The sequence below is a fragment of the Pseudomonas sp. 58 R 3 genome (assembly GCF_900006605.1).
Classification (GTDB): Bacteria; Pseudomonadota; Gammaproteobacteria; order Pseudomonadales; family Pseudomonadaceae; genus Aquipseudomonas; species Aquipseudomonas salomonii.
In genome coordinates, this window is record NZ_CVTT01000038.1 from 527,504 (window position 1) to 552,069 (window position 24,566).

The window sequence follows — 24,566 nt, forward strand, 5'->3', positions numbered from 1 at the left end:
AACAGGAAATAATAAAAATGCTCTCAGGCCTTAACCACCTGACCCTTGCCGTCACCGACCTGAACCGCAGCATCAGCTTCTACCATCAATTGTTGCAACTTCGGCTCGACGCGAGCTGGGACGGCGGCGCCTATCTGTCGCTGCCCGGTTTATGGCTGTGCTTGTCCCTCGACCTATTGCGCTCGCCAGAACCTGCGGCTGAATACACGCATTACGCGTTTACCGCCGATACCGGTGGTTTCGCGGCGCTGGTGGCGCGCCTGCGTGCTGCGCAGGTGCAGGAATGGCGCGACAACCGCAGTGAAGGCGCGTCGTTCTACTTTCTCGACCCCGATGGCTACAAGCTCGAAGCCCACGTCGGCGATCTGGCCTCGCGTTTGCAGGCCTGTCGCGCCAAGCCTTATGCCGGAATGACGTTTTACCCGTAGCGGCGGAACGTGCAGAATCCATTCACTTCATCACCGTCTATCGAGTCGCGCCCATGACCCTATCCCTGCTGTTCGCCGTGCTTGCTTCGGGTTTTATCTACGGCATTACGCCAGGTCCAGGCGTGCTCGCCGTATTCGGTATCGGCGCTGCCCGTGGCCGTCGTGCCGGGGCAGGTTTTTTGTGCGGGCATTTGCTGGGTGACGTGGTGTGGTGCAGCACGGCGTTGATTGCCATCGTGGGCGCGCGGGAAGTGGGCAGCACAGCCTTTGATGCGCTGGGCGTGCTCAGCGGCTTGTACCTGTTCTGGCTCGGCTGGCGTGCGATCCGTACCCAGCGGCGTAGCGGCGATGCACCTCAGGGCGCGGCGCGGCATCCGTTCTGGCACGGTATTGTGTTCGGTCTCACCAACCCCAAGGCTTACCCGGTGGCCGTGGCGACCTTCACCGCGTTGTTGTCCAGCCGTGCCGAATTGCTGACATGGGCGATGCTGCCGTCGTTGATCTTCCTGAGCTTTATCGGTGGCCTGTTGGCCTATGCCATTCTGATCGGCGTGGTCGGCGCTCAACGTGTGCGTACGGTGTATCAGCGCCATGAAATCCTCATCACCAAACTCTGTGGCGTGATGTTTATCGGCTTCGCCATCAATGCCCTGGCGCACGCGTTGCCGGGCCTGTTTGGCAGCAAACCGGCCTGATACAGCGACGACCGTTCGTCGCACTGGCAAGTTTTTTCTAAACCTTTGCCGCCCTGAAAATTCGAATTCAGGGCGGGGCGTCTGTGCCCGCACCTATTTTTGACCTGGAGGAACCCATCATGAGCCGCATGGCTATCCGGTTACGCACCGCCAGTTTCGCGATGCTGCTGGGCCTCGGCGCCAGCAATGCTTTCGCCCAGTCGCCTGCTGAATTCATCGAGCAGGCTTCGGCCAAAGGGATGGCCGATATCGAAACCAGTCGCATGGCCCACGCCAGAACCTCGTCCCAGGAAATCAAGGACTACACCATCGAGGTGATCAACGAGCGCACCCAGGCCAATCAACACCTGGCGGCCATCGCCAAGAAGCTCGACTTGCCGGTAGCGCCGCGCGAGAAGATCGTTGATAAAGCCGAAACCCTGATGCCGGAACTCAAGGACGGCGACTCGTTTGACGCCGCTTACACCGCGCAACAGGTCAAGGAAAACGAAGACGCCATTGCCCTGTTCAAACAGGAAGGCGCGGCGTCGGACGTACCCGAAATCAAAGCGCTGGTGGATGAGACGCTGCCCAAGCTGGAGGAGCGCCTGCAAAAGGCCCGCGCCTTGGCGTCGACCTATGGCAAAGGTCATCAAGGCGACGGTTGAGTCCATCACTTGAGATAGAAAACGGCGGTTGGATTTTNTTTCTCCAACCGCCGTTTTTTTATGCCTGGTTCAGATCGGTCTTGTTGGGCACGGCATCGTCAACCACTTCGCCGCAACTGCTGTTAAGGCTGACACTGCCTGCCGCGCCGATGCTGCGGTATTCCCGGCGCAGTTTTTCCAGCTCTTTACGGTCCAGGCCATCAAGGCTGAGCACGGCGTTTTGCGCATCCTTGGAGACGCGCAGCAACTCGTCGATCTTGATATGCAGGATGTCGTTGTCGCGGTTTTGCGTGTTCTGGATCAGGAACACCATCAGGAACGTGATGATGGTGGTTGAGGTGTTGATGATCAGTTGCCAGGTGTCATTGTAGTGAAAATACGGCCCGCTGAGGCTCCACAGGCAGATCAGCGCGACAGCCGCGTAGAACGTGCGGGCACTGCCTGCCCAGCGGGACAGAGATTGGGAGACTGCAGAGAATTTCATGACCGTTGTTCCTTGACCGTTGGGTGATGAAACTATGGACTGCAAGCGTGCTTTGAAATTTCTTTTTACATTTGGGAATTGAACAAAGTTGTGCTCTTTCCTTCGGCTATTTTAGGAATAGGCCTACTCCGGCGTATGAATGGCGCGAGCAAGACTGGTTTTTTTATCCGGATGTTCTTCCATGCACGTTAACGCCGCCTGCGACTTGCCCACGCTCTACGCTAAAACCGAAGAGCATTTTTTTGCTGCTGTGTGCTCAACGCATCGCCGATACGGCGGCGGCATCAACGCTTATTTCACGGATGAGTATTTCAGCCCGTTCAATTTATTGTTTATCCGGGTCGGCAGCTCTTTGCCGGATAACGCTTTGGCCGCGCCGCTGGAACTTGTCCGGCGTACCACGCAGGCAATACGCGTGGTGATCCATGAAAAAAAGGTCGAAGAGCTGGGTGAGGTGTTTTTGGCACACGGCTTTAAGCCGGTCGAAAAGACCACTGCGATGGTGGGTGACCTGGCGGGCCTGGCGCCATGGGTGGGCGATAGCGGTGTGCAGGTCCAACTGACGCGGAACATGAACGATTGGGCTGAGCCCTTTGGCAGTGCGTTCATGAGACTGCCCGAGGAGGTTGCGCGTTATCAGGCCCGCCATCAGCGGGCCCTGGACGCGGGTCAGGCGCTATACCACTTCACCTTGTCCGATGAGCGGCAGGTAAGGTCTTCGCTGGTGTTGTCACTGTGTGATGGCGAGGCCCGGCTCAGCGACATCGGCACAACCCTGGGGTTTCGTGGCAGGGGGTACGCCTCCCGATTGATCCACGCCGCTTTGCTTCACGCGTCGAGCCTCGGGGCCCTGCGATGCTTTCTAGAGGCCTCGCAGGGTGCCTTCGCGTTGTATCGGCAATTAGGTTTCGAGCCTTTGTACGAGTGCCGGGCCTTTACCCGTGACGCCATTGCAGACGTGTAATCAGAGGGGCAGCTTTGCCTGGCCGCGGTCTTCAAGCGCCAGCAAATACTGCTTGGCCTCAAGGCCTCCGGCAAACCCGGTCAGCCCGCCCGAGGCGCCTATTACCCTGTGGCAGGGCGCAATGATCGAGATAGGGTTGCGGCCATTGGCTGCGCCTACCGCGCGCACGGCCTTGGGGTTGCCGATCTGCTGGGCAATCTGGCTGTAGCTGCGGGTTTCGCCGAAGGGGATGGTCAGCAGGGCCTGCCAGACTTGTTTTTGGAAATCGGTGCCGTCGAAATCCAGCTCCAGATCGAACTGCTGGCGAGTGCCAGTGAAGTATTCCTCTAGCTGGCGCTCGGCTTCCAGTAACACCGGGCTGTCGTCGGTTTGCTGCAACTCGCCCAGGCGCACGCGATTGGCGCGTTCTGTTTCCCACAGGATGGCGTTGAGTTTGCCGTCGCGTGCCACCAGGGTGAGCTGGCCGACGGGGGAGGGCATGAGCTTGTAGTGGTAAGGCATGAGCGGATTCCTTGGAGATGTAGGGTGCCACTTTCCACCTTGTGGGCGGTTGGGAAACCCAGTTTCTTGCGGTCAAATCCTGCTGGGACTAAATGCTCCAGTGAATCCAGCTACCGGAACCATAGGCCCAAGCGACGAAAACGATGAACCAGATGATCGAGGGCGTCGACAGTGCCACCCATGAACCGAGGTTAAGTAGCGCAAGGGCGGTTGCGCACAGTGTGATGCCTCGACTGGCGTTCTGCCTTGAATACCATACGCCATAGATGGATCCCGCCAGAGCCGCTGTCGACGCCATGCGCCCGAGGCCGAAAGGGATTGGCGTCAGCGGTAACAGCAGTGGAATGATCAATACCAGCCCCACCACCTTTCTAACTACTTGGTTCTCAGTTTTTTGTACAGGCACGCGCATTGGCTCTGCTCATGGGTAAGACAGGTGCGCATTTTAACCAAGGTCGTCTTCGTCGCTTTAGGACTTTGCTTAAGTCAATGTTCCTGCTGCAGAACCTTGAGTGCTGCCGATGCCAGAAAGCCGGAACGGCTTTTTTCTTCAGGATGATGCAACACGTATTCATCAATTCGATTGAGCAGGTAACCCGGCAGGGTGATATTGAGCTTCTGCGCTTTGCCCAGGTATTTAGTGACATCAATATCAACCACGGCCCAAATGCAGCCGGCATATTCCGGGTTGGCCGCGTGCAGGGTGACTTTTTGTGCAGGGGGAATCGGCGCGCCATCCTCTGCAAGGATTTCGAAGTGCCCTTCGATCGCTTCGCGGGCCATGGCCATGGCGTCGTCCAGGTCGTCGCCGGCGGAGTAGCAGCCAGGAATATCCGGCACTTCCACGCCCCAGGCGTTTTCCTGGTCACCGGTTGAAATTGCGATGGGGTAAAGCATGTCTATTGCCCTCCAGGGACGCTCAGCTCAGCAGCGCCTGTTTCAAAATGCTCTTGGCGGTCTCGTCCAACAGGTCTTTCTTGGGATGAGGAATCGTCACCAACCCCGGTTTGGTCGGGTGTTTGAAGTGGTGGTGACTGCCTCGGGTACGCACCAGGTACCAGCCATCCGCAACAATGTGACCTATCAAATATCGGCTATCCACCGCACCTCCTTGTGGTGTGTTGGTGGCGACTATAACCACTGAAAATAAATTATCAACACTCTACCTACCGACGGCTGACGACCGGCGTTTCGGTAAGTGCTGAATGAAGTGTATGAGCCTTTGAAAACGGCGTCGTAGAGAGGTATTGCGGGGATTTTCGAGGTGTTACTCGGTGTGTAAAGCCTGGGCGAGCACCGCGAGAAATGCGTCAGCCAACAGGCTTTTGCCGGCTGCAGGTGTCAGCACTAACAGTTGCGCACAGGCATCCACCTCGACCATGGGTTTATAGGTGACGCCCTTGTTCATCAAGCTGCGGGTACATTCGGGCACCAACGCCACGCCCTGTCCGGCGGCCACCAACGCAATGATCGAGGTGATCTGCCGCCCGGTCGGCCCGGCACGCAGGGGCACGCCATGGTGTCGGTACAACTGCTCGATCGACTGGTTCAACCCCGACCCGTAATCGGGCGGAAACAGAATCAGCGGGTAAGCACTGAGCTGCGCCAGGCTCACCTGCGTTTGGCGGGCTAACGGGCTATCACTGGAAACCGCCGCCCACAAACGCTCCTCACCCAGCGACAACGCTTGCACGGCCTGGCTTTGCGGCAACAGGCGGCTTAGCCCGACATCCAGGCGCCCATCCGCCACTTGCGCGCCCAAGCTGCCGGAAGCGCACTCCACCAAGGTCAGTTGCACATCGGGGAAACCCTGGGCGAAAGCCTGGATCGCCTGGCTGAACAGGTCCGACAGCGCGATCGAACTGACGTAACCCAAGGTCAGTTGCCCGGCGGTCCCAGCGGCCAATTTACCGGCGATGACCTGTGCCAGTTCCACCTGTTCCAACACGCCGCGCGCATAGGGCAGGAACGAACGGCCCTGGGCGGTGAGGGACACCGTGCGGCTGGTGCGATCAAACAACTTGAAGCCCAACTCCGTTTCCAGCGCCGAGATCTGCCGGGTCAGCGGCGGCTGGGCCAGGTGCAGGCGAAGGGCTGCGCGGCCGAAGTGCAGTTCTTCGGCGACCGTCAGAAAGTAACGCAGCTTGCGTAGGTCGAGCATCCTGATCCTTGGGTATTGATCGGTTCGAATTCGGTATTGGTTTAAGACCCGCTGGCCATTCTATAAAGACCTCACAAAATAAAACGAGAGGTTTCATGAAACCGCGCCTGCATTGTGCCCGTCTTGCCCTGTTCCTGTGTGGCTGCGCGGCGTTTCTGAACCTGTATGCCACCCAGAGCATCCTGACCACCTTCGCCGCGCAGTTTCATATCAGCGCCAAGGCGGCGGGCTGGAGTATTACGGTCACCACCCTGGCAGTAGCGATTACCGCGCCGTTTGTCGGCCGGCTGACCGGGCGTTTCGAGCAGCGTACGGTCATCGCCGTGGCCGCGCTGTTACTGGCTGTGCCCGCGCTGATGACCGCCTACGCCGGCAGCTTTGCCGAAGTGCTGGTGTGGCGTTTTGTGCAAGGTATGTTGATCCCGGTGGTGTTTGCCACCAGCGTGGCTTACATCGGCGACCGCTGGCGCGGCGCCACGGTGACCGAAGTCACCAGCCTCTATGTGGCGGGCACCGTACTGGGCGGGTTCGCCGGGCGCTTCGTCGTCGGCGTGATGACCGAATATGTCGGCTGGCGTGAGGCCTTCGAATTGTTGGCCGTATTGAGCGTGATGGTCGGTGGGTTCATTCAGTTTTTGCTGCCCGATAACCCACCGCGAGTCGCACCGGTCAAGGCTGCTTCGTCAGGCGTTTTTCGCAAGCCGTTGGTGGCTGCCTACGCCGTCGGGTTTTGTGTGTTGTTTTCCCAGGTCGCGGCCTTTACCTACGCGGGCCTGTACCTTGGCCTACCTCCTTTTAATCTCGGGCCTGCGGCCCTGGGCACGCTGTACATGGTGTTTCTGCTGGCCTTGATCGTGATCCCGATCGCCGGCCGCCTCAGCCAAGCCCGGCCTCACGCCGAGCTGCTGGCCGTCGCTGGCGTGCTGGGCATCAGCGGCTCGGCACTGACCCTGGCGCCATCGCTGTGGTGCATCGTGGCGGGGCTGGCGCTCAGTTCGACCGGGGTCTTTCTCGCCCAGGCCGCCGCCAACGCGTTCATCAGCGCCACTGCGCAGGGTAACAAGGCGAGTGCCGTGGGCGTTTACCTCACGTGTTATTACCTGGGGGGCAGTTGTGGTGCCATCGTCCCCGCCTTGATGTGGGAGCGCTGGGGCTGGGCTGGGTGTGTAGCGCTGATTATCGGTTTTCAACTGCTGACGTTGCTGATCGCCCTGACGGGCTGGAAGCCTCTTAAACCTGAGTTGATCCAAGCCTCATGAACGACGCCATCGCTGTGCCTGCCCGCGAAACCTCGACCCGCCGCCGCTCGCTGATCGCGGGCTGCGGCGCCCATGCCGTTCACGATGGCCTTACGGATGTGATCTACGTGCTGCTGCCGATCTGGCAGGCGAAGTTCGCGCTCTCCTACGCCCAGATCGGATTATTGCGCGGTGCCTATTCCGGGATGATGGCCGTGTTCCAGCTGATGGCCAGCCGCGCGGCGCGGCGCTGGGGCCGTCTGCCGATGTTGGTAGGCGGCACTGCGCTGGCGGGCGTTGCGTACTTATTGGTGGGGCAAGCCACTGGGCTGAGCCTGTTGCTATTGGCGCTGCTGTTAGGCGGTTTGGGCGCCAGCACCCAACACCCATTAGCCTCTTCGATGATTACTGATGCTTACGAGAACGGCGGCGGGGTCAAGCAAGCGCTGTCCCACTACAATTTTTCCGGCGATATCGGCAAAACCCTGATCCCGGGGTTGGTCGGGCTGTTGCTCACCGTCATCAGTTGGCGCGCCAGTGCCACACTGTTGGGGTTGCTCGGCCTGGCTGCGGCGGGGTTGTTGTGGTGGCTGGTGCCTGCGCAAATAGCCGAATCCGTGTCTACAAAAACGGCCAAGCCGACTGGCGGAACGGGCTCTGTCACCGGCCTGCGCGCGTTGATTCTTACCGGTACCCTCGACAGCGCCGTGCGCATGGGCTTTCTCACTTTTCTGCCGTTTCTGCTGCAAGCCAAAGGCGCGGGAACTGCCGGCATCGGCCTGGCGTTGACGCTGCTGTTTATCGGTGGCGCGTTCGGCAAATTGCTCTGCGGCTACCTCGGTGCCCGCATCGGCATGATGAAAACCGTATGGCTGACGGAAACCAGTACGGCGCTGCTGATCGTTGCTGCTGTATACCTGCCGCTAAGCGGGCTGATGGCGATGCTGCCGCTGCTGGGCCTGGTGCTCAATGGCACCTCTTCAGTGCTGTACGGCGCCGTGCCGGACCTGGCAACGGCGGGTAAACGCGAGCAGGCGTTTGCAGTGTTTTACACCGGCACAATCGGCGGCGGCGCGCTGGCACCCGTGGTATTTGGTGGGGTGGGCGACGCGCTGGGTGTACCGGTAGCGGTGATGGTACTGGCAGGCATGTTAATGGTGACGTTGCCGCTGGCGTGGTTGGTGCAGCGGGGTTGCGAGCCTCAAACAGTCGAATAATTGCTGGAATGCCCAGGCCGAGCCAACAGATCAATGCCCAGTGAGTGCAGCACCTTCAGAACCGTTTCAAAACGAGGTTTGGCGCCTGGGGCAAATGCCTTGTACAAACTCTCGCGTCCTACGCCCGCATCCGTGGCAATCTTTGTCATGCCACGGGCTTTGGCTACATAGCCTAATGCTCGAAGGAACTCCTCGTTGTCACCGTCTGCCAGCACCTGAGAAAGGTATTCGCTGATGGCCTCATCACTGTCGAGCAGCTCGGCCATATCAAATGTCGTCAGTGTTTGAGCCATGATCAAACCTCCTTTGCTAATTTTTTTGCTCGCCGTATATCGGCCTCTTGTGAAGACTTGTCGCCACCTGCCAGCAAGATGACGACCTCCCTGCCGCGCAGGGTGAAATAAACGCGATAACCCGCACCCACGTCTATCCGCATCTCTGAAACACCGCCGCCCAGCACCTTGAAATCACCCAGATTGCCCACACTGGCTCGCTCGATACGTCGAGCAATGGTGATTTTTGCGCGCAGATCGCGGATTGCCGAGCACCAGTGAGTGAAGGCTTGGGTTTGCTGGATCGAATAACGCACGGGGCCTCACAGAGTTTCACTGTATCTACTTGGATACGGGTTGGCAAGAGACACGTCAGTGTCGAAGGCTGGGGAGAGTGCTGCGAGGGCGCGCCGGTTTCAAACGTTCTTCAGGGTTTTCCTATTGCCAGAATTTACGGTCTGAAGGAGAACGGTACGGCGGTCCTGAATGTTGTGTTATTGCCTACACAACACTCAGAATCGTCTGAGTTGTACGCCTTGGACGAGCCCTTTAAGGTTCGCCTGCCGCTGCCCATCAGCGGTCGGGTTTAGTAGCCCGATTTGATCAACGGCGTATGGCTGTCCTATCAGTCAGGCATCTCGATGTCTGTTCTCAATGGTGGCTGTACGCAGGGCACTTTCGGGTGCGCCGGTTTCGTTGATCCGCCGGTCTACTAACCTGCATACAGCCGCCACCCATTGTTTAGTAGCTCTGGAAGGTGGTCCTTACCGAGGATCAACAGATGTGTACTGACGCCTGTAACCCCACCGCGACCCTGTTCAGCGTCCGCCCCGAAGCCAACACCGAAGCCTTGCTCGCCAACGCTTACGAAACCATTGCCGGCGCGGGTGCCATGACCAACGAGTTCGCCGAAAGCCTGCCTTCTCAACATCGCTACCTGGCCTTGGCCATTCAGCAAATGATCGAACTGGGGCTGATGCTGGTAGAAGCGGCACAAGACCGCGTCGACCGCGCCGCGTAGGTTTTTCACGCCCTGCAACAGGCTTGCCTTCCCAGGCCGCACATACCAAGGGGAAGGGGAGCCAGATACCCTGCATCGGAACAGGTCGCTCACGCATGAAGCCAAATTTAGAACATAAAAAAACCGGCCACCAAGGGCCGGTTTTTTTGTGCATCTCCCGCCAGAACCAATCTGACGCAAGACCAAAATCTGAGTGGAGCGGGTAGAGGGAATCGAACCCTCGTCGGAAGCTTGGGAAGCTACTGTTCTACCATTAAACTATACCCGCTCAGAGCGGCTGACTTTGTACCAGATGTTCGCCGGGATTTGAAGTTTTTCTTCGAAAAATGTGTGAGTTGGGTTCATCAAGCTTGTGTGGGAGCTGGCTTGCCTGCGATTGCATCACCTGAGTGTGACTGGCACACCGCGGCGCCTGCAGCGCGGGCAAGCCCGGCTCCCACATAAGCCGCCTTTCAGACAGCAAACGCATGCTGCGTCTGGCCCTGGTGATAACGCAACCGGCTCACCTGGCGTTCTGGTTTCAAAAAGCCCACCACCGCGTCCCGGCTGTCTCGGCAGGCCGCCTTGTGCTCCATGTCCAGAAAATGCCCGGTCGCCTGGATGGTGCTGAAGCTGCTGTTGGCCACGTGCTGGCCAAACAGCTTGGCATCCTCGGCGCTGGTGTACTCATCCCATTCGCCATTCAAAAACAGCACCGGAATGTCGATCTGCCTGGCGGCTTTGAGGTAGCACAGCCGGTCGCTGTTGAGCACATGGCTGATGTGAAAGTGCATCTGCCCGTATTCATGCTCTGCCAGACCGCTCACATGCTTGTAGTTGAAGCGCTTGAACAGTGACGGCAGGTGTTTGCCGATGGTGCTGTTGACCAGGTGGCCGACGTTGTGGCGGTCGAGGTTGCCGAGGTAGTCGACACCGCGTTCGAGGTAGTCGCGCATGGGCGTGTTGATCACCGGCGAGAACGAGCTGATCACGGCCTTTTCCACGCGGCGCGGCCGGTGGGCGAGGGCGACCAGGGCAGCGGCGCCACCCCAGGAGAACGACAGCACGTGTTCGGCGCTGAAGTGGTCGATGAGTTCCAGCAGGATCTGGCCTTCGACTTCCTTGGTCAGCATGTGCTCATGACGGTTATGGATTTTGGAGCGGCCAGCATAGGGCTGGTCGTACAAAACCACGTTGAATTGCGGGTACAGGCTTTTCACGGTTTGAGCGAAGGATGCCGTGGTGGCCATGGAGCCATTGACCAGGATGATGGTCTTTGCAGCAACGTCCGCGCGATAGAACTCCGTGTAAACCCGATACTGACCCTGTATATCCAACACAGCGATTTCTGGCCTCATGTCGTAAGACTCCTGGCAAGCGGGTAGGGCGCGCAGATCACTCTGCACGAGCTTTATGACAGGTAGGCATACGCCTGGAAGATGAGGCCCATGTCGGTCCGATAACGGCTGGCCGACGGGTGTTATTATGGCGGGCTGTTTGCCTGGGAGGCCCGTCGATCAAGCGCGGGCGGGGCAAGGTGTTTCTTGGAGGTTATGGGGCGACTCGCCAGTCATGATTTGGCTGACGTTTTGATTCAAGCAGCACAGGCGCCAGCTCGCAAGGCGCCAAGCTGGTTTTTTGCCATCACCGGCCGAACGGTCGTCAGACCTGTCGGATTTCTTCGTCGGTCAGTTCCCGATATTCGCCCTGCGCAAGGGTGGCATCCAGCACCAAAGGCCCCATCCGCTCACGGTGCAGGCCGATTACCTTGTTATTAAAATGCCCGAACATGCGCTTCACCTGGTGGTAGCGGCCTTCGATGATGCTCAGGCGTGCGGTCCTTGGGCCGAGTAGCTCAAGGTCGGCGGGTTGGGTGGTGAGGTCTTCGAAGGCGAAATACAGGCCCGCAGCAAAGGTCACTGCATACTCAGGACCAATGTCCTGCTCGGTTTCAACGAGGTAAACCTTGGGCAGTTTGGTCTGGGGTTGGGTCAGGCGCCGCGACCACTGGCCGTCGTTGGTGATCAGCATCAGCCCGGTGGTGTTGAAATCCAGACGGCCGGCGATATGCAGCTCGCTCTTGTCCGGTTCATCCAGCAGATCAAGGACCGTGGGGTGCACCGGGTCGGCGGTAGCGCTCACACAGCCCTGGGGTTTGTGCAGCATGAAATAACGCGCCGGTTTGCCGGCTTGCAGTACCTCGTCATCGACACACACGCGGCTGAATGCTCGCACGTCATGGTGCGGTTCGCTGACGGCCACGCCATCGACCGTCACCCGTCGCTCAACCAGCAGCACACGCACTTGCTTACGATTGAAACGCGGCAGGTTGCTGAGGAAACGATCAACGCGCATTACGGCTGTTCAGCCCCACGCAATTGCGCATCTACCTGCGCACAGCGTGGGCACAGGCAGGCCTTATTGCGCAGTTCATCGGGCAGCGCTTCGAGCACCGCCGGGTCGATGGTGACGCTGTAGCACCAACAGGCTTGGTCGGCGGTACGCGGGTCGGCCAGGGTGCAGTCGTTGCGGGCACCGCAGGCGGGGCAAAGGGTGGGTGTGGTCATGTCGGTTCGGGCTGTATCGCGCAATTCCCTGCACGATACAGCGCCGCCGTGCTATTGCAAGCTGCGCAAGTAACCGCGCCAGCCGCCGAAATGGCTGATGTCCACGGCGCCCGTCAAGCCGTAGGGCTCGCAGATGAAGCCGGTTTCCCAGCGTCCGTCGGCCAGTTGCACTTTGCCCAGGCCCAACGGCGCAGGGATACCGGTGAGAAAAGAGCCCAGCTCACGGCTCGGCAGCTCCCACACTTCCACCTCAATGGCCACACCGCCTGTGCTCACCCGCAGCATGCCGGGGCGGTAAGGCGGGCCGCCTGCCAGCGCGAACAGTTGATAGTCGGCCGAGCTGTGGGTGCGCTCCAGCAGGCGTGCGCCACGCCGCACTAATTGGCTGTTAAGTGCCAACCCTTGCAGATGCGCGCCGCACACCACCAGCCGCGTGAGGTCATGGCTGGCGACACCCGCAGGTACAGATAAAGACGCATCCTGCTGACGCTGCAATGCATCCGCCACGCCCAGCAGGTATTGGTCGGTAAATGCCCGGCCGAACAGCGTCACACCCCAGGGCAAACCGTTGCGCATAAAGCCGCTGGGCACGGCGACGGCGGCGTAGTCCAGCAGGTTCATGAAGTTGGTGTAGTAGCCCAGTTCGGCATTGCGCAGCACCGGTTCGGCGCGCAGTTCTTCCAGCGTCACCGGGCGGCCGATGGTAGGCGTCAGTACGCAGTCGAGGCCTTCGAGCAAACCATCGCACTGGGCTTTCAAGGCTTGCAGGCGGTACTGGGCGCGAAAGGTCTCCACGCCGTTCACCGCAGGCGCCTTGGCCAGCACCGCACGAATCACCGGCAGCACGGCCTCGGGATTTTGCTCCATCAGTTCGCCGGCCACGCTGTAGCGTTCGGCCACCCACGGCCCTTCGTAGAGCAGGCGCGCGGCTTCAAGGAAGGGCGACAGGTCCAAAGTTACCGGCTCACCACCCAGCGCCGTCAAGCGGTCGATGGCCTGAGCAAACAGTTGTGGGCCTTGCTCGCAGCCGAAGTACTCCAGGTCCTGCTCGCGCGGCACGCCAAAGCGAAATGCGCGGGGTGCGCCGAACGCCGACCCATCGTTCCACGCCGGGTTTGCTCGGCTGTACGCATCCAACGGATCGAGCCTGGCGGTCAGCGCCAGTAACTGGCTGGCCTCGCGCGCGGTGCGGGTAAAGGTGGTGACGCAATCCAGCGTGCGGCACGCCGGCACCACGCCAGCCGTGGAGATCAAGCCTTTGCTCGCCTTGAGCCCCACCAGGTTATTCAGCGCCGCCGGCACCCGTCCGGAACCTGCGGTGTCGGTGCCCAGGGCAAAACTTGCGACACCCAAAGCGACGGCCAGCGACGACCCGGCACTGGAGCCGCCCGACGGATACTCCGGCAACACGCTGTTGGGGCACGCGCCATACGGCGAGCGGCTGCCATTGAGGCCGGTGGCGAACTGGTCGAGGTTGGTCTTGCCCACTGGTACCGCGCCCAGGGCGAGCAACTGCTCGACAATGCTCGCGCTGCGTTGCGGCACATAGGCGAACGCCGGGCACGCGGCGGTGGTGGGAATGCCGGCTAAATCTATGTTGTCCTTGATCGCAAACGGTACGCCGAACAACGGCAAGTCAGCCGGTTCGCGAGTGTCCAGTGCGGCCAGGTACGGCTCCAGTTCCGACTCGGTCAGCAGGTGAATGAACAGGTGATAGTCGGGGTTCAAATGCGCGGCTTTTTCGCGCAGGTGCCGCAGCACTTCACGGGGCGTGGTATCGCCGCTCAGGTAGGCATTGCGCAGGTTGTCCAGTTGCAGGTTCATGGCTTGTCCGCCTGTAGAAATAGAAGAGTCAGTCACGTTCGAGCACCACCACCCGTTGCCCGGCGCCAATGCCGCTGCCGGGTTGCACGGGGATCTCGCGCACAGTGCCGGCGAACGGCGCCACTACCGGGATTTCCATTTTCATCGACTCCAGAATCACCAGCACATCACCGGCCGACACCTGCTCACCCATCCCCACCTGGACTTGCCAGAGGTTACCCGCGATAGGGCTGTCGACACTGATTTGGTTGGCCTGCAACGGCGTGTCTGCACCTGGTGGTGCTGCGAGTTCTTCACTGTCGAAATGCGCCTGGCCACTGGCAATCCAGCGCTCACGCTCGGCATTGAAGGCGTGCTGCTGATGCTCACGAAACGCGCCAATGCTTGCGGCTTCGCGCGCGAGGAAATCCTGATACTCCGCGAGGTTCAACTGGCTGTGCTCGATGCTCAATTCAAAGCGCCCCAGCGGAAAATCGCGGCGGATCTGCACCAGCTCATCAGCCGTCACCGGGTAAAAACGGATCTGGTCAAAAAAGCGCAACAACCATGGCTTGCCATCAAACGCGGCGACTTCCCGGTAGCGGTTCCACATCTGCAAGGTGCGCCCCACAAACTGATAACCGCCTGGGCCTTCCATGCCGTACACGCACAGGTAGGCGCCGCCGATGCCCACCGAGTTTTCGGCAGTCCAGGTGCGGGCCGGATTGTATTTGGTGGTCACCAGGCGATGGCGCGGGTCCAGCGGCGTGGCCACCGGGGCGCCGAGGTAGACGTCACCCAGGCCCATCACCAGGTAGCTGGCATCGAACACCGTGTGGCGTACTTCGTCGAGGTTCGCCAAGTCGTTGATGCGGCGAATGAACTCCAGGTTGCTCGGGCACCACGGCGCGTCCTTGCGCACGGTGGTCATGTATTTTTCGATCGCCAGCTGGCACGCCGGGTCGTCCCACGACAGTGGCAAGTGCACGATGCGCGAGGGCACTTGCAGGTTGGGGGTGGCGCACACGGCAGCCCATTGCGTGGTGATCAGCACCAGCAAATCGGCCAGCGGCAATTGTTCCGGCTGGTAGTGGATTTGCAGGGAGCGGATGCCTGGGGTCAGGTCGATAACGCCCGGCAGGGCGAGAGTTTCCAGGGCTTGCATGAGCGCATGAGCGCGAAAGCGCAGCACCAGGTCCAGCTCGGGGGCGCCGATTTCCAGCAGCAGGTGGGTGTCGCCCGCGAGGCGGGCGATGAGGCGGGTGTCATCATGGCCTACATGCAATACCACAGGCGACTCGATCAAATGTGGGAGCGGGCTTGCTCGCGAATACGGTGTGTCATTCAACCCATCTGGCGACTGTTCCACCGCGTTCGCGAGCAAGCCCGGCTCCCACATTTGATCCCATTTCAGGGCGAGGTCGCGGGCGGTTTTGAGGTTCACGGGTTCGAACCGCAGTTTGTCCCCGGCCTTGAGTTGCCCCAACTGCCAAAGGTCCGCCTCGATCACCGTCACCGGGCACACAAACCCGCCCAGGCTCGGCCCATCCGGCCCCAGGATCACCGGCATGTCGCCGGTAAAATCCACTGCGCCGATGGCATAGGGGTTGTCATGGATATTCGACGGATGCAGCCCCGCTTCGCCACCGTCTGTGCGCGCCCATAAAGGCTTGGGCCCGATCAACCGCACGCCGGTGCGGCTGGAGTTAAAGTGCACTTCCCATTGGGTGGCGAAGAAGGTGTCGATGTACTCAGGCTTAAAGTATTCCGGCGCGCCGTGCGGGCCATAAATCACCCGGAGCGTGCGCACCGCTGGCAAGGGTTCAGCGATCAATTGTTGCCCGGCCTCGGCATCTGTCAATGGCAGCAAATGCAACACATCGCCCGTGCGTAACGCGCGCCCGGCGTGCCCGCCGAACTGGCCGAGGGTAAAGGTGCTTTTGCTGCCCAGGTAGTCCGGCACTTGCAGCCCGCCGCGCAGGCACAGATAGCTGCGCGCACCTGCTCCAGCAATACTGCCAAGGCTCAACACCGAGCCTGCTTCAACCCGCAACGCGGTGTTCATCGGCACTGGCTGGTCATTCAGCAACAGCCCAATGTCTGCACCCGTGACAGCCACCACCGCCGCGCAATTGAAGCGCAACAGTGGGCCATTCATGGTGATTTCCAGCGCCGCCGCGCCGTCGTCATTGCCCAGCAGGCGATTGCCCAGGCGCAGTGCACGGCTGTCCATCGGCCCGGACGGCGGCACGCCGACGGCCCAGTAACCGAGGCGGCCAGGATAGTCCTGCACACTGGTTTGGGTGCCGGGGCTGAATACTTCGAAGGTGCTGGCGCTGTAGACCAGGCCTTCCAGGCAACGCGTCCACGGGCGGCCGTCGGCAAACGGCGTGGCCAGCAGGATCTGGCGCAGGTAGTCGCGGTTGGTTTCCACGCCGTAGAGCTGGCTGTCGCTCAAGGCCTGATGCAGATCCAGACGCGCCTGTTCGCGCGTCGGCGCCCACGTGATGAGTTTGGCGATCATCGGGTCGAAGTACGGCGGGATCTCGCAACCGGCTTGCACCCAGGTGTCGATTCGCAAACCTTCAGCCGTCGGGAAGTCCACTCGGGTCAACAGGCCTGGGCTCGGCTGGAAGTCCTTGCCGGGGTCTTCCGCATACAGCCGCGCCTGAATCGCGTGGCCCTGAGGGCGCAACTTCAATTCGCTCAACGCGGGTAATTCACCCGCTGCCAATTGCACCATCCAGCGCACCAGGTCCACACCCCAGACCTGTTCGGTGACCCCGTGTTCTACCTGCAGGCGCGTGTTCACTTCGAGGAAGTAGAAGCGGCCATCAGCGCTGTCAAAGATGAATTCCACGGTGCCGGCGCTGCGGTAATTAACCGCTTTGGCCAGGGTGATGGCGGCCGTGCACAAGGCCTCGGCCATGCCGTCGGGCAGGTTCGGCGCGGGCGTTTCTTCGAGGACTTTCTGGTTGCGTCGTTGCACGGAACAATCGCGCACGCCAAGGGCGATGACTTCGCCCAAACCGTCGCCGAACACCTGCACTTCCAGGTGGCGGGCGTGCTCGATGTATTTTTCGATAAACACACCGGCGTCACTGAAGTTGTTTTGCCCCAGGCGTTTGACCGCCTCGAAAGACTCGCTCAACTCGGCCGCACTGCGGCACACACGCATGCCGATGCCACCGCCACCAGCGGTGCTTTTGAGCATCACCGGATAGCCCACGGTATGGGCTGCCAGCAACGCGGTATCGAGGCTGTCGAGCAGCTCGGTGCCTTCCAATAAGGGAATTTGATGCTGCTTGGCCAAGGCCCGCGCGGTGTGCTTGAGGCCGAATACGCGCAGTTGTTCCGGCGTCGGACCGACGAAGGCAATCCCCGCATTTTCACAGGCCTGGGCAAAGGCGGCGTTTTCCGAGAGAAAGCCATAGCCAGGATGAATCGCCTTGGCGCCACAGGCCTTGGCGGTGGCGAGGATTTTTTCCACTGCCAGGTAGGTCGCCGCCGCCGCGCCTTCGCCGAGGCTGTAGGCTTCGTCGGCTTGCTGGATATGCAGGCTGGCTGCGTCGGCTTCTGCATACACGGCGATGCCTTTGACCTGCAGCTCGCGCAAGGTGCGCAGGATGCGGCAGGCGATGGCGCCACGGTTGGCGATCAAGAGTTTTTCGAACATGGCAAAACCCTGCGGGCCGTCCCGCAAAGTGAGGGAGCACTGCGGTCGTCCGCAGTCCTAATTCTGAAAGCAATGAAGATCCAAGTGTGAGAGCGGGCTTGCTCGCGAAGGCGTAGTGTCAGTTACAGATGCACTGGCTGACCCACCGCATTCGCGAGCAAGCCCGCTCCCACATTTAGACTTCAGGGTTTCCGGATGCATTGCCCGGCGCGGGCTTGGCACAAGGCGAAGAGCCAACGGCGCAGGTGTTTTATTTTCAGTTCCATACCCATAACTCCGCAGGGGTCGGGTTGTAGCCATTGCATGGGTTGTTCAGTTGCGGGCAGTTGGAGATCAGTACGATCACGTCCATCTCTGCGCGCAGGTCGACGTACTTGCCGGGCGCGGAAATGCCGTCTTCAAAGGTCAGCCCGCCGTCGGCGGTCACCGGCACGTTCATGAAGAAATTGATGTTCGGCCCGATGTCGCCTTTGCCCAGCCGACCGTCGTGGGCGCAGGCGCGCAGGTAGTTATCGCGGCAGCTGTGCATGTAGCGTTTTTCCAGGGCGTAGCGCACGGTGTTGCTCTCTTGGGCACAGGCGCCGCCGAGGGTGTCGTGGCGCCCGCAGGTGTCGTCGACGATGGTCAGCATCGGCTGGCCGAGGTTGGAATACAGCACGCTGCCGGTGCTCAGGTACACGCGGTTTTGCCGCCGCAGGGTGCGCTGTACGTCGTAGCGTTCCCTGGGGTTTTTGCGGCTGTAGAACAGCGTGTCGACGGCCTGGTTGCCCTCCAGGTCGAGGATGCGCAGGGTCTGCCCGGCGCTGACTTCCATCAGCCATGGCTCGCCGGCGGGAATGGTGGCGCGGTACACGGCCGCCTCGGGTTGTTTCAGTGCAGTAGACATGGCAGCTCCTCAGGCGAACAGGCGGTCGGTGTTGATAAAGCCGCGCTCGTTTTCCGGGCGCGACGTGCGGCAGTGTTCGGCGACGCTGGAATCGGCGTTCATCCAACTGAGTTTCAGCGGTTGCGGCGCGTAGTTCGGGTTGGGGTCCATCGGGTGTTGCAGTGCGGTCAGCACCACCAGCGTGTCCATCGGCGCGTAGAGTTCGATGTAGTCACCCGCCCTGGAATTGCCCGGCACAAAATGCAGGCCGCCGCCTTCGTCGACGCTGACCCGGCTGAACAGGTTGAGGGTCATCAACAGGTCGGACAGCCCCAACCCCCACTTGCCCAACTCCACTAGCAGGTTGTCGGTGCCGTTGCGCAAGAAGCCGTTGCGCAGCTCCTGATAACGGCCCTGGCCGTACTTTTCAGCGACCTCGGCGGCGCACAGCACGCCGCCGATGCTGTCACTCCAGCCGCAGGTGTCGGCGGTGATGGCGGCCAGCACGCGGCCCATGTCCGAGTACAGGCAGTGGCCGCGGGTGAGTTTGGCGGTGTGTTGGCATTTGAGGCTGTCGGGCAGGTTCAGGCGCTCGGTTTTTTCGTTGGCATTGAGCAGGGTCAGGCTGACGTTGGCACCGCCGCGAATATCCGTGAGGCGCAGCAGTTGGCCGCGCTTGAGCACAAAGGAGCGGTGGCCGCCGCCGGGTAGCATTTCTTCGGCGAAGGGTGGGAACAGTTCAATGGAATCGGTCATTTGCAAGTCGCTCCAAGTTCGGCGGCCAGCGCTTTGCGGCGCTCGCTGTTCAAAGGGATGTCGTAGGTGATGCGCGCGCCATAGGCGCAGGGGGCCTGGGGGTCGACGCGGACTTTGTCGAACACCAGCAAGCGTGTGCCGAGGCTGAAGCCTTCGCTGAGGTCGTGGGTGACCATGAACACCGTCAGCCGGGTTTCGCGCCACAGCGCCAGCAACAGCTGATGCATGTCTTTGCGAATGCCCGGGTCGAGGGCGCCGAAGGGTTCGTCCAGCAGCAACACGCGGGGTTTCATGATCAGGGCCTGGGCGATGGCCAGGCGTTGCTGCATGCCGCCGGAGAGCTGCGCCGGGTATTTGTCCAGTGCGTGGCCGAGGCCGACTTTTTGCAGCAGGGCGGCGGCCTGTTCCCGTGCCTCCTGTTTGGCTTTGCCGAACAGCCGACCCAGCAGGCGTGAGCGCGGCAATTCCAGGCCCAAGGCAACGTTGTCCAGCACCGTCAGATGCGGGAACACCGAATAACGCTGGAACACCACGCCACGGCTGGCATCCGGCTCGCCGGCAAGGGGGTGGCCGTCCAGCAGGATCTGGCCTTTGCTCGGGGTTTCCTGGCCCAGCAGCAGGCGCAGGAAGGTCGATTTGCCGCAACCGGAGGTGCCGACCAGGGTGCAAAATTCACCCTCATTGACGTGCAGGTTGAGCCCTTCGAGCACCACCTGGTCGCCATAGCGCTGCCACACATGGTTGACGCTGATAAAGCTCATGCGCGCGCTCCTTCGTACCAGGGGAAGGCACGCCGCGTGAGGGTTTTGAGGCCCCAGTCCATCAGCCAGGCGAGTAGGGTGATCCACACCACGTAGGGCAGGATCACGTCCATCGCCAGGTAGCGGCGCACCAGGAAGATCCGGTAGCCGAGGCCGTCGGTGGAGGCGATGGCTTCGGCGGCGATCAGGAATAACCACGCCGAGCCGAGCATCAGCCGCAGCGAGATCAGCAGGCGCGGCAGCAATTGCGGCAGCACCACGCGCAGCATCAACGTCCAGGTGGACGCGCCGAGGGTCTGTGCTTTCACCAGCAGCTCCACGGGGATTTCCCGCGCGCGTTGCTCCAGGTCACGGGCCAGCGCCGGGGTGATGCCGATGACGATCAGCATCACCTTGGACAATTCCCCCAGCCCGAACACGATGAACAGAATCGGCAATATCGCCAGCGGCGGCACCATCGACAGCACCGTCAGCAATGGCGATAACGGCGCGCCAAACAGCGGCAGCGTGCCGGCGGCAATCCCCAGGCACAGGCCGGCGAGGGCGCTGATGCCCAAGCCGATCGCCAGGCGGCGCAGGCTGGAGGCGCTGTCTTGCCACAGCACGTACTCACCGGTGCGCGTGTCGGCATTGAACGCGAGGCGTTTCACCGCGTCGCCCATTTGCGCGGCGCTGGGCAGCAATTTGTCGTTGGGGTTATCCGCCAGGCGCTCGGCCGAGCCTACAAAGTAGGCGAACAGCAGCAGGGCGAACGGCAGCAGCACCAACAGCAGGCGGCTGGAGCGTTCCGGGTGACGGTTGATCAGGCGCATGGCCGGGTCCTCTTACAGCGTGCCGTCGGCGGCCATCTGCACGTAGCTGGGGTCGAAATGCAGCTTGAGGTTGGCGGTGTCGCCGCTGGTCACGCCCTTGGCGAAGCTCATGCCCACGGCGCTGGCGTCCTTGGCGCCTTCGCCGAGCAGGCCGTGTTCAAACGAGAACTCGGCGACCTTGCGCAGGGTGGCGGGCAATTGCGCGCTGGTGGCGAACGCCAGGGCTTCCTTGGGCGTGGCGAACAGCTTGGTGGTGTCCAGTTGCGCCTGGAACCCCTTGAGGTCGGTGCCCGAGGCCTTGGCCATATGCTCAAGCGCAGCGGTGCTGGCCGCGTTTTTGGCGTTCATCAGCGCAACCACTTCAAACCACGCGCCGGTCAGCGCTTTGCCCAGGGCTGGGTTGTCTTTAAGGGTTTGGGTGTTGACCACCATCATGTCCATGATTTCGCCGGGCACTTTGCTGGAGTCGAACACTTGGGTGACGCCCGGTTTGGCCTTGATCTCGGAGAGCATCGGGTTCCAGGTGGTCACGGCTTGCACCTGGTCGGTGTTGAAGGCGGCGGCGATGTCGGCGTCGGAGGTGTTGACCACTTTGAGGTCTTTTTCGGTGAGGTCGGCCGACTCCAGGGCGCGGGCCAGCAGGTAGTGGGACACCGAGAGTTCCACCAGGTTGACGTTCATGCCCTTGAGGTCGGCCACGGTCTTGCCGGTGCCCTTGATCACTACGCCATCGTTGCCGTTGGAGAAGTCGCTGACCACCAGCGCGGTGCTGTCCACACCACCGGCGGCGGGAATGGTCAGGGCGTCCATGTTGGTCATGGTGCAGCCGTCGAACTGGCCGGCGGTGTATTGGTTGATGGATTCGACATAGTCATTGAGCTGCACCATGTCGATCTTGATGCCGTACTTGCTGGCCCACTTGTCGAGGATGCCTTGGCTGCCGGCGTATTCCCACGGCATCCAGCCGGCATAGATCGTCCAGCACACACTGAAGTGGTCTTTGGCAGCAGCTTGGGTTTGAAAGCTCAGCACGGCGGCAAGGGCGGCGGCGAGCAGGGCGGGTAAACGGATTGCGGGCATGGGGCTTCTCCAGTTGAACATGGGCGAGCAGGAGCAACGCGGCACCGCGAACGGTGGCTTGTCTCCCGGGCTTTTATCCCGCCGTGTAACCTCAACTGGAGGTCGCCAACTCTCGGACCAGCCACTCGCCTTTCAAGCGAGCCGGAACCCTAGTCGGCCATTGCAAATTGTGGTGCCGCGAACCTGTGATGAATCCTGCACGGGAGAGGCAAAGCGAGAGTCGTGCCAACTGGGCCAGAGGCCCGGTTTACGGCCGGGCGTGGCGGGGAAGAGGGGTGTGCGTGCGCCACTCGGGTGCGTTGGCGCACTGCAATGAGGCGGTTACAACTGGAACTTGCTGACCAGCACGTTGAATGAGGTGGCCAGGCGCGACAGGTCCTGGCTGGAGGCGTTGGTCTGGTTGGCACCGGCAGCGGTCTGGGTGGACAGGTCCTGGATGTTGAGCAGGTTGCGATCCACTTCGCGGGCCACTTGGGCCTGCTCCTCGGAAGCCGAGGCGATCACCAGGTTGCGTTCGTTGATCTTCGCCACGCTGGCGGTAATGCGTTCCAGGGCTTCGCCGGCGTTTTGCGCCAGGGTTTGGGTGTTGTTGGCCCAGGTCAGGCTTTTGTTCATGGCGGCCACGGCGTCATCGGCGCCGACCTGCACTTCGCCGATCATTTTTTCGATATCGACGGTTGAGGTCTGGGTGCGATGGGCCAGCGCGCGGACTTCATCGGCCACCACCGCAAAACCACGGCCTTGCTCACCCGCGCGTGCGGCTTCGATGGCAGCGTTAAGGGCCAGCAGGTTGGTCTGGTCGGCGATACCGCGGATCACGTCGATCACCTTGCCGATCTCGCGCACCTGGCCGGCCAGGTCGGCCACCGATTGTGTCGAATCGTTGATCTCGATCACCATCGAACTCATGCCGGACACGGCCTGCGCTACCTGCTCACGGCCTTCCTCCGCTTCGGTGGTGGCCTGGCGCGAGGCTTCGGAGGTCGACACCGCATTGCTGGCCACTTCATCCACCGCCGCCGTCATCTGGTTGACGGCAGTGGCGGCTTGCTGGATTTCGTCATTCTGGCGCGTGAGGCCACGGCTGCTTTCGTCGGTGACCGCACTGAGTTCTTCGGCGGCGGAGGCGAGCTGGTCGGCGGCGTTGGCGATTTCCACCAGCGTGCTTTTCAGCCCGCCCTGCATGTCGGCCAATGCCATCAACAATTTTCCGGCTTCGTCGGTACGGTCGGTGATGATGGCTTGGGTCAGGTCACCCTTTGCAATGCGTTGGGCGCTCTCGACGGCCTGGGCGATAGGGCGGGTGATCAGGCGGGTGATCAGCACGCCAATGATGAGGGCGATGATGAAGGCCAGCACGATGCCGCTGATCATCCAGGTCAAGGCGCTGCTGCGCAGGTCGGCGGCGGCGGCGGCGCCTTCCTGGATCTGGCGGTTGTTGGAATCGATAATCACACGGATCAGCTCGCGCGCCTGACGGAACAGCTCATTGTTGGTGCTGTTGAGCTGAGCGCGCGCCTGCTCGAGCTGGCCGCCGTTCATCATCGCGACGATGCGCTCGGAGTTGCTGATGTAGGTGGGCCAGATCTGGTCGAGCTTGTCACCGGCTGCCCGTTCGTCGTCTGCCAGCGGCGTGGCGCGATAGGTGGCGTAGGCGCTCTGGCTGCGTTTGAGTTCGTTGGCGATGTCCTGGTTCACGCGGTCGCGGTCCTGGGCGGAGACGTCGCCCTTGCTGGCGTCCAGCAAACGGTACAGACCACGGTTGTGGGCGACCAGACCATTGAGCGTACTTGCCGTGCTGCTGACGGAAACCAGGTTGTTGGAGAACGTGAGTTCCAATGCGCTGGAAAGGCGCACGACGCTTTTGATGCCCAGCAGGCCAACCCCGAGGGTGACCAACGCGCACAGTAGGAATGAAAGCAGCAGCTTGGTTGAAATTTTCATGACTCTAATCCGGCGATATTGGCGAGGGGTGCACGATAGAGCCTCCCTGGCTATGTGCAATGTCATAGTGACATCATCGCAATCGACAAGGTTCCGGGCCAGCAAAATTTACTGAATCGATAAAGTAACTTGATAGTTACCGGGATGCGCAACGGATTGTATCGACTGCCTACGTTCATGTATCAAGTTATTACCAAAACGCACCAGATCTGGTTTTCGATGTCCGATACTGTGTCATTCGGCGAAAGTCGGGTGCCGCCCTCCCGCGTCGCTGGAGGTGCTCTTCCGCGGTCCAGGAGGCCGCCATGTATCGACGACTGCTGCTCAGCGCTTTACTCGGTCTTACCCTTTCTGCCTGTGTGCCCTACTACGATGGAGGCGGTAGCTACTATCGATCCGAGGTCTACACCGCGCCGGCGCCGGCGTATTACTACGGCGGTGGCACGTACTATTCGGCGCCACGTTATTACGCACCGGCTCCGCGCTATTACGCCCCCGCACCGCGTTACTACTCGGCGCCGCGTTATTACCAAGCGGCCCCGCGCTACTACCCCTCGGGCCCAAGGGGCGGTTACCGGCCTTATCCGAACCAGGGTTGGGGCGATCACGGCGGCAGAGGCGGGCACGGTCGGGGTGGCGATCATGGAGGTGGCCGCGGCGGTCACCGCTGACAGGCCTTGAATGCAAACGGCGCA

27 protein-coding genes, 1 tRNA gene and 1 riboswitch are annotated in these 24,566 nt (G+C 61.1%); of the genes, 8 read left to right on the forward strand and 20 right to left on the reverse strand.

All coding sequences use genetic code 11. The features are described from left to right. Positions 1-17 precede the first annotated feature (17 nt). The 3 genes from BFP92_RS08165 (at position 18) to BFP92_RS08175 (ending at position 1,770) form a co-directional block, all read left to right on the forward strand. The gene (locus BFP92_RS08165; protein WP_065929082.1) at positions 18-428 is read left to right on the forward strand and encodes a VOC family protein; all 411 of its coding nucleotides are present in this window, start codon (positions 18-20) and stop codon (positions 426-428) included. 53 nt (positions 429-481) lie between these two features. Further along, complete coding sequence (locus BFP92_RS08170) at positions 482-1,123, forward strand: LysE family translocator (RefSeq protein WP_065929083.1); 642 nt, start codon at positions 482-484, stop codon at positions 1,121-1,123. A gap of 119 nt (positions 1,124-1,242) precedes the next feature. Then, positions 1,243-1,770 (forward strand): DUF4142 domain-containing protein, encoded by a 528-nt coding sequence (locus BFP92_RS08175; RefSeq protein ID WP_017137290.1) that lies wholly within the window; start codon positions 1,243-1,245, stop codon positions 1,768-1,770. Positions 1,771-1,828: 58 nt separating this feature from the next. On the opposite strand, the gene BFP92_RS08180 is transcribed toward BFP92_RS08175, so the two are convergent. Then, on the reverse strand, positions 1,829-2,254 hold the full coding sequence (locus BFP92_RS08180) for a low affinity iron permease family protein (protein ID WP_065929084.1): 426 nt from the start codon (positions 2,252-2,254) through the stop codon (positions 1,829-1,831). Between the two features lie 181 nt (positions 2,255-2,435). Here BFP92_RS08180 and BFP92_RS08185 point away from each other — a divergent pair, with 181 nt between their 5' ends. After that, a complete protein-coding gene (locus tag BFP92_RS08185) occupies positions 2,436-3,218 on the forward strand; it encodes a GNAT family N-acetyltransferase (RefSeq protein ID WP_065929085.1) in 783 nt (260 codons plus the stop codon). Here the strand turns inward: BFP92_RS08185 and BFP92_RS08190 are convergent, their stop codons facing one another. The 5 genes from BFP92_RS08190 to BFP92_RS08210 all read right to left on the reverse strand — a co-directional run bounded on the left by BFP92_RS08190 (position 3,219) and on the right by BFP92_RS08210 (position 5,880). Beyond that, positions 3,219-3,719 (reverse strand): methylated-DNA--[protein]-cysteine S-methyltransferase, encoded by a 501-nt coding sequence (locus BFP92_RS08190; protein WP_065929086.1) that lies wholly within the window; start codon positions 3,717-3,719, stop codon positions 3,219-3,221. It abuts the gene before it with no gap. Positions 3,720-3,807: 88 nt separating this feature from the next. Further along, on the reverse strand, positions 3,808-4,131 hold the full coding sequence (locus tag BFP92_RS08195) for a hypothetical protein (protein ID WP_065929087.1): 324 nt from the start codon (positions 4,129-4,131) through the stop codon (positions 3,808-3,810). A gap of 74 nt (positions 4,132-4,205) precedes the next feature. Beyond that, positions 4,206-4,616, reverse strand: a complete 411-nt coding sequence (locus BFP92_RS08200) for a type II toxin-antitoxin system HicB family antitoxin (RefSeq protein WP_065929088.1) — start codon at positions 4,614-4,616, stop codon at positions 4,206-4,208. A gap of 22 nt (positions 4,617-4,638) precedes the next feature. Beyond that, a complete protein-coding gene (locus BFP92_RS08205; protein WP_065929089.1) occupies positions 4,639-4,821 on the reverse strand; it encodes a type II toxin-antitoxin system HicA family toxin in 183 nt (60 codons plus the stop codon). Positions 4,822-4,986: 165 nt separating this feature from the next. Next, the gene (locus tag BFP92_RS08210) at positions 4,987-5,880 is read right to left on the reverse strand and encodes a LysR family transcriptional regulator (protein WP_065929090.1); all 894 of its coding nucleotides are present in this window, start codon (positions 5,878-5,880) and stop codon (positions 4,987-4,989) included. A gap of 95 nt (positions 5,881-5,975) precedes the next feature. Here BFP92_RS08210 and BFP92_RS08215 point away from each other — a divergent pair, with 95 nt between their 5' ends. Continuing rightward, positions 5,976-7,139: an MFS transporter gene (locus BFP92_RS08215; protein WP_065929091.1), complete on the forward strand. Its 1,164-nt coding sequence runs from the start codon at positions 5,976-5,978 to the stop codon at positions 7,137-7,139. Beyond that, positions 7,136-8,335, forward strand: coding sequence for an MFS transporter (locus BFP92_RS08220; RefSeq protein WP_065929092.1), 1,200 nt, complete (start codon positions 7,136-7,138; stop codon positions 8,333-8,335). Before BFP92_RS08215 ends, BFP92_RS08220 begins: the two co-directional genes overlap by 4 nt. Here the strand turns inward: BFP92_RS08220 and BFP92_RS08225 are convergent. Continuing rightward, the gene (locus tag BFP92_RS08225; protein ID WP_065929093.1) at positions 8,320-8,628 is read right to left on the reverse strand and encodes an addiction module antidote protein; all 309 of its coding nucleotides are present in this window, start codon (positions 8,626-8,628) and stop codon (positions 8,320-8,322) included. The genes BFP92_RS08220 and BFP92_RS08225 overlap by 16 nt on opposite strands. 2 nt (positions 8,629-8,630) lie before the next feature. Beyond that, a complete protein-coding gene (locus tag BFP92_RS08230) occupies positions 8,631-8,924 on the reverse strand; it encodes a type II toxin-antitoxin system RelE/ParE family toxin (protein WP_065929094.1) in 294 nt (97 codons plus the stop codon). 464 nt (positions 8,925-9,388) lie between these two features. Between BFP92_RS08230 and BFP92_RS08235 the strand changes: the two genes are divergently transcribed. Continuing rightward, on the forward strand, positions 9,389-9,628 hold the full coding sequence (locus tag BFP92_RS08235; RefSeq protein ID WP_056857397.1) for a DUF6124 family protein: 240 nt from the start codon (positions 9,389-9,391) through the stop codon (positions 9,626-9,628). Between the two features lie 194 nt (positions 9,629-9,822). On the opposite strand, the gene BFP92_RS08240 is transcribed toward BFP92_RS08235, so the two are convergent. From BFP92_RS08240 to BFP92_RS08295, 12 genes are all read right to left on the reverse strand, one after another. Then, positions 9,823-9,896: transfer RNA gene (locus BFP92_RS08240), tRNA-Gly, on the reverse strand. Between the two features lie 184 nt (positions 9,897-10,080). Next, positions 10,081-10,965: an alpha/beta fold hydrolase gene (locus BFP92_RS08245; protein WP_065929095.1), complete on the reverse strand. Its 885-nt coding sequence runs from the start codon at positions 10,963-10,965 to the stop codon at positions 10,081-10,083. Positions 10,966-11,269: 304 nt separating this feature from the next. Continuing rightward, positions 11,270-11,962: a pseudouridine synthase gene (locus BFP92_RS08250; protein WP_065929096.1), complete on the reverse strand. Its 693-nt coding sequence runs from the start codon at positions 11,960-11,962 to the stop codon at positions 11,270-11,272. Then, positions 11,962-12,174, reverse strand: coding sequence for a cysteine-rich CWC family protein (locus BFP92_RS08255; protein WP_017137305.1), 213 nt, complete (start codon positions 12,172-12,174; stop codon positions 11,962-11,964). Before BFP92_RS08255 ends, BFP92_RS08250 begins: the two co-directional genes overlap by 1 nt. 51 nt (positions 12,175-12,225) lie before the next feature. After that, on the reverse strand, positions 12,226-13,998 hold the full coding sequence (gene atzF / locus BFP92_RS08260; protein ID WP_065929097.1) for an allophanate hydrolase: 1,773 nt from the start codon (positions 13,996-13,998) through the stop codon (positions 12,226-12,228). Positions 13,999-14,026: 28 nt separating this feature from the next. Then, positions 14,027-17,653: an urea carboxylase gene (gene uca / locus BFP92_RS08265; RefSeq protein WP_065929286.1), complete on the reverse strand. Its 3,627-nt coding sequence runs from the start codon at positions 17,651-17,653 to the stop codon at positions 14,027-14,029. 256 nt (positions 17,654-17,909) lie between these two features. After that, positions 17,910-18,539: an urea amidolyase associated protein UAAP2 gene (locus BFP92_RS08270; RefSeq protein ID WP_065929098.1), complete on the reverse strand. Its 630-nt coding sequence runs from the start codon at positions 18,537-18,539 to the stop codon at positions 17,910-17,912. 9 nt (positions 18,540-18,548) lie between these two features. Continuing rightward, positions 18,549-19,274, reverse strand: coding sequence for an urea amidolyase associated protein UAAP1 (locus BFP92_RS08275; RefSeq protein WP_056857391.1), 726 nt, complete (start codon positions 19,272-19,274; stop codon positions 18,549-18,551). Beyond that, a complete protein-coding gene (locus BFP92_RS08280; protein ID WP_065929099.1) occupies positions 19,271-20,035 on the reverse strand; it encodes an ABC transporter ATP-binding protein in 765 nt (254 codons plus the stop codon). Before BFP92_RS08280 ends, BFP92_RS08275 begins: the two co-directional genes overlap by 4 nt. Then, positions 20,032-20,847, reverse strand: a complete 816-nt coding sequence (locus BFP92_RS08285) for an ABC transporter permease (protein ID WP_065929100.1) — start codon at positions 20,845-20,847, stop codon at positions 20,032-20,034. The genes BFP92_RS08280 and BFP92_RS08285 overlap by 4 nt, the downstream gene beginning before the upstream one ends. A gap of 12 nt (positions 20,848-20,859) precedes the next feature. Then, on the reverse strand, positions 20,860-21,927 hold the full coding sequence (locus BFP92_RS08290; RefSeq protein ID WP_065929101.1) for a putative urea ABC transporter substrate-binding protein: 1,068 nt from the start codon (positions 21,925-21,927) through the stop codon (positions 20,860-20,862). Positions 21,928-21,987: 60 nt separating this feature from the next. Continuing rightward, positions 21,988-22,091, reverse strand: a riboswitch (guanidine-I (ykkC/yxkD leader). A 157-nt stretch (positions 22,092-22,248) separates the two neighbouring features. Further along, complete coding sequence (locus BFP92_RS08295) at positions 22,249-23,871, reverse strand: methyl-accepting chemotaxis protein (protein WP_065929102.1); 1,623 nt, start codon at positions 23,869-23,871, stop codon at positions 22,249-22,251. A gap of 305 nt (positions 23,872-24,176) precedes the next feature. Between BFP92_RS08295 and BFP92_RS30265 the strand changes: the two genes are divergently transcribed. After that, positions 24,177-24,542 carry a hypothetical protein gene (locus tag BFP92_RS30265; RefSeq protein WP_074854444.1) on the forward strand — a complete coding sequence of 122 codons (366 nt, stop codon included), beginning with the start codon at positions 24,177-24,179 and terminating at the stop codon, positions 24,540-24,542. Positions 24,543-24,566: the final 24 nt, after the last annotated feature.

What these genes read in the sequence shown, in the direction of transcription:
- BFP92_RS08165 (WP_065929082.1), top strand. Translation starts at nt 18, where the DNA reads ATGCTCTCAGGCCTTAACCACCTGACCCTTGCCGTCACCGACCTGAAC.
- BFP92_RS08170 (WP_065929083.1), top strand. Translation starts at nt 482, where the DNA reads ATGACCCTATCCCTGCTGTTCGCCGTGCTTGCTTCGGGTTTTATCTAC.
- BFP92_RS08175 (WP_017137290.1), top strand. Translation starts at nt 1,243, where the DNA reads ATGAGCCGCATGGCTATCCGGTTACGCACCGCCAGTTTCGCGATGCTG.
- BFP92_RS08180 (WP_065929084.1), bottom strand. Translation starts at nt 2,254, where the DNA reads ATGAAATTCTCTGCAGTCTCCCAATCTCTGTCCCGCTGGGCAGGCAGT.
- BFP92_RS08185 (WP_065929085.1), top strand. Translation starts at nt 2,436, where the DNA reads ATGCACGTTAACGCCGCCTGCGACTTGCCCACGCTCTACGCTAAAACC.
- BFP92_RS08190 (WP_065929086.1), bottom strand. Translation starts at nt 3,719, where the DNA reads ATGCCTTACCACTACAAGCTCATGCCCTCCCCCGTCGGCCAGCTCACC.
- BFP92_RS08195 (WP_065929087.1), bottom strand. Translation starts at nt 4,131, where the DNA reads ATGCGCGTGCCTGTACAAAAAACTGAGAACCAAGTAGTTAGAAAGGTG.
- BFP92_RS08200 (WP_065929088.1), bottom strand. Translation starts at nt 4,616, where the DNA reads ATGCTTTACCCCATCGCAATTTCAACCGGTGACCAGGAAAACGCCTGG.
- BFP92_RS08210 (WP_065929090.1), bottom strand. Translation starts at nt 5,880, where the DNA reads ATGCTCGACCTACGCAAGCTGCGTTACTTTCTGACGGTCGCCGAAGAA.
- BFP92_RS08215 (WP_065929091.1), top strand. Translation starts at nt 5,976, where the DNA reads ATGAAACCGCGCCTGCATTGTGCCCGTCTTGCCCTGTTCCTGTGTGGC.
- BFP92_RS08220 (WP_065929092.1), top strand. Translation starts at nt 7,136, where the DNA reads ATGAACGACGCCATCGCTGTGCCTGCCCGCGAAACCTCGACCCGCCGC.
- BFP92_RS08225 (WP_065929093.1), bottom strand. Translation starts at nt 8,628, where the DNA reads ATGGCTCAAACACTGACGACATTTGATATGGCCGAGCTGCTCGACAGT.
- BFP92_RS08235 (WP_056857397.1), top strand. Translation starts at nt 9,389, where the DNA reads ATGTGTACTGACGCCTGTAACCCCACCGCGACCCTGTTCAGCGTCCGC.
- BFP92_RS08245 (WP_065929095.1), bottom strand. Translation starts at nt 10,965, where the DNA reads ATGAGGCCAGAAATCGCTGTGTTGGATATACAGGGTCAGTATCGGGTT.
- BFP92_RS08250 (WP_065929096.1), bottom strand. Translation starts at nt 11,962, where the DNA reads ATGCGCGTTGATCGTTTCCTCAGCAACCTGCCGCGTTTCAATCGTAAG.
- BFP92_RS08255 (WP_017137305.1), bottom strand. Translation starts at nt 12,174, where the DNA reads ATGACCACACCCACCCTTTGCCCCGCCTGCGGTGCCCGCAACGACTGC.
- atzF (WP_065929097.1), bottom strand. Translation starts at nt 13,998, where the DNA reads ATGAACCTGCAACTGGACAACCTGCGCAATGCCTACCTGAGCGGCGAT.
- uca (WP_065929286.1), bottom strand. Translation starts at nt 17,653, where the DNA reads ATGTTCGAAAAACTCTTGATCGCCAACCGTGGCGCCATCGCCTGCCGC.
- BFP92_RS08270 (WP_065929098.1), bottom strand. Translation starts at nt 18,539, where the DNA reads ATGTCTACTGCACTGAAACAACCCGAGGCGGCCGTGTACCGCGCCACC.
- BFP92_RS08275 (WP_056857391.1), bottom strand. Translation starts at nt 19,274, where the DNA reads ATGACCGATTCCATTGAACTGTTCCCACCCTTCGCCGAAGAAATGCTA.
- BFP92_RS08280 (WP_065929099.1), bottom strand. Translation starts at nt 20,035, where the DNA reads ATGAGCTTTATCAGCGTCAACCATGTGTGGCAGCGCTATGGCGACCAG.
- BFP92_RS08285 (WP_065929100.1), bottom strand. Translation starts at nt 20,847, where the DNA reads ATGCGCCTGATCAACCGTCACCCGGAACGCTCCAGCCGCCTGCTGTTG.
- BFP92_RS08290 (WP_065929101.1), bottom strand. Translation starts at nt 21,927, where the DNA reads ATGCCCGCAATCCGTTTACCCGCCCTGCTCGCCGCCGCCCTTGCCGCC.
- BFP92_RS08295 (WP_065929102.1), bottom strand. Translation starts at nt 23,871, where the DNA reads ATGAAAATTTCAACCAAGCTGCTGCTTTCATTCCTACTGTGCGCGTTG.
- BFP92_RS30265 (WP_074854444.1), top strand. Translation starts at nt 24,177, where the DNA reads ATGTATCGACGACTGCTGCTCAGCGCTTTACTCGGTCTTACCCTTTCT.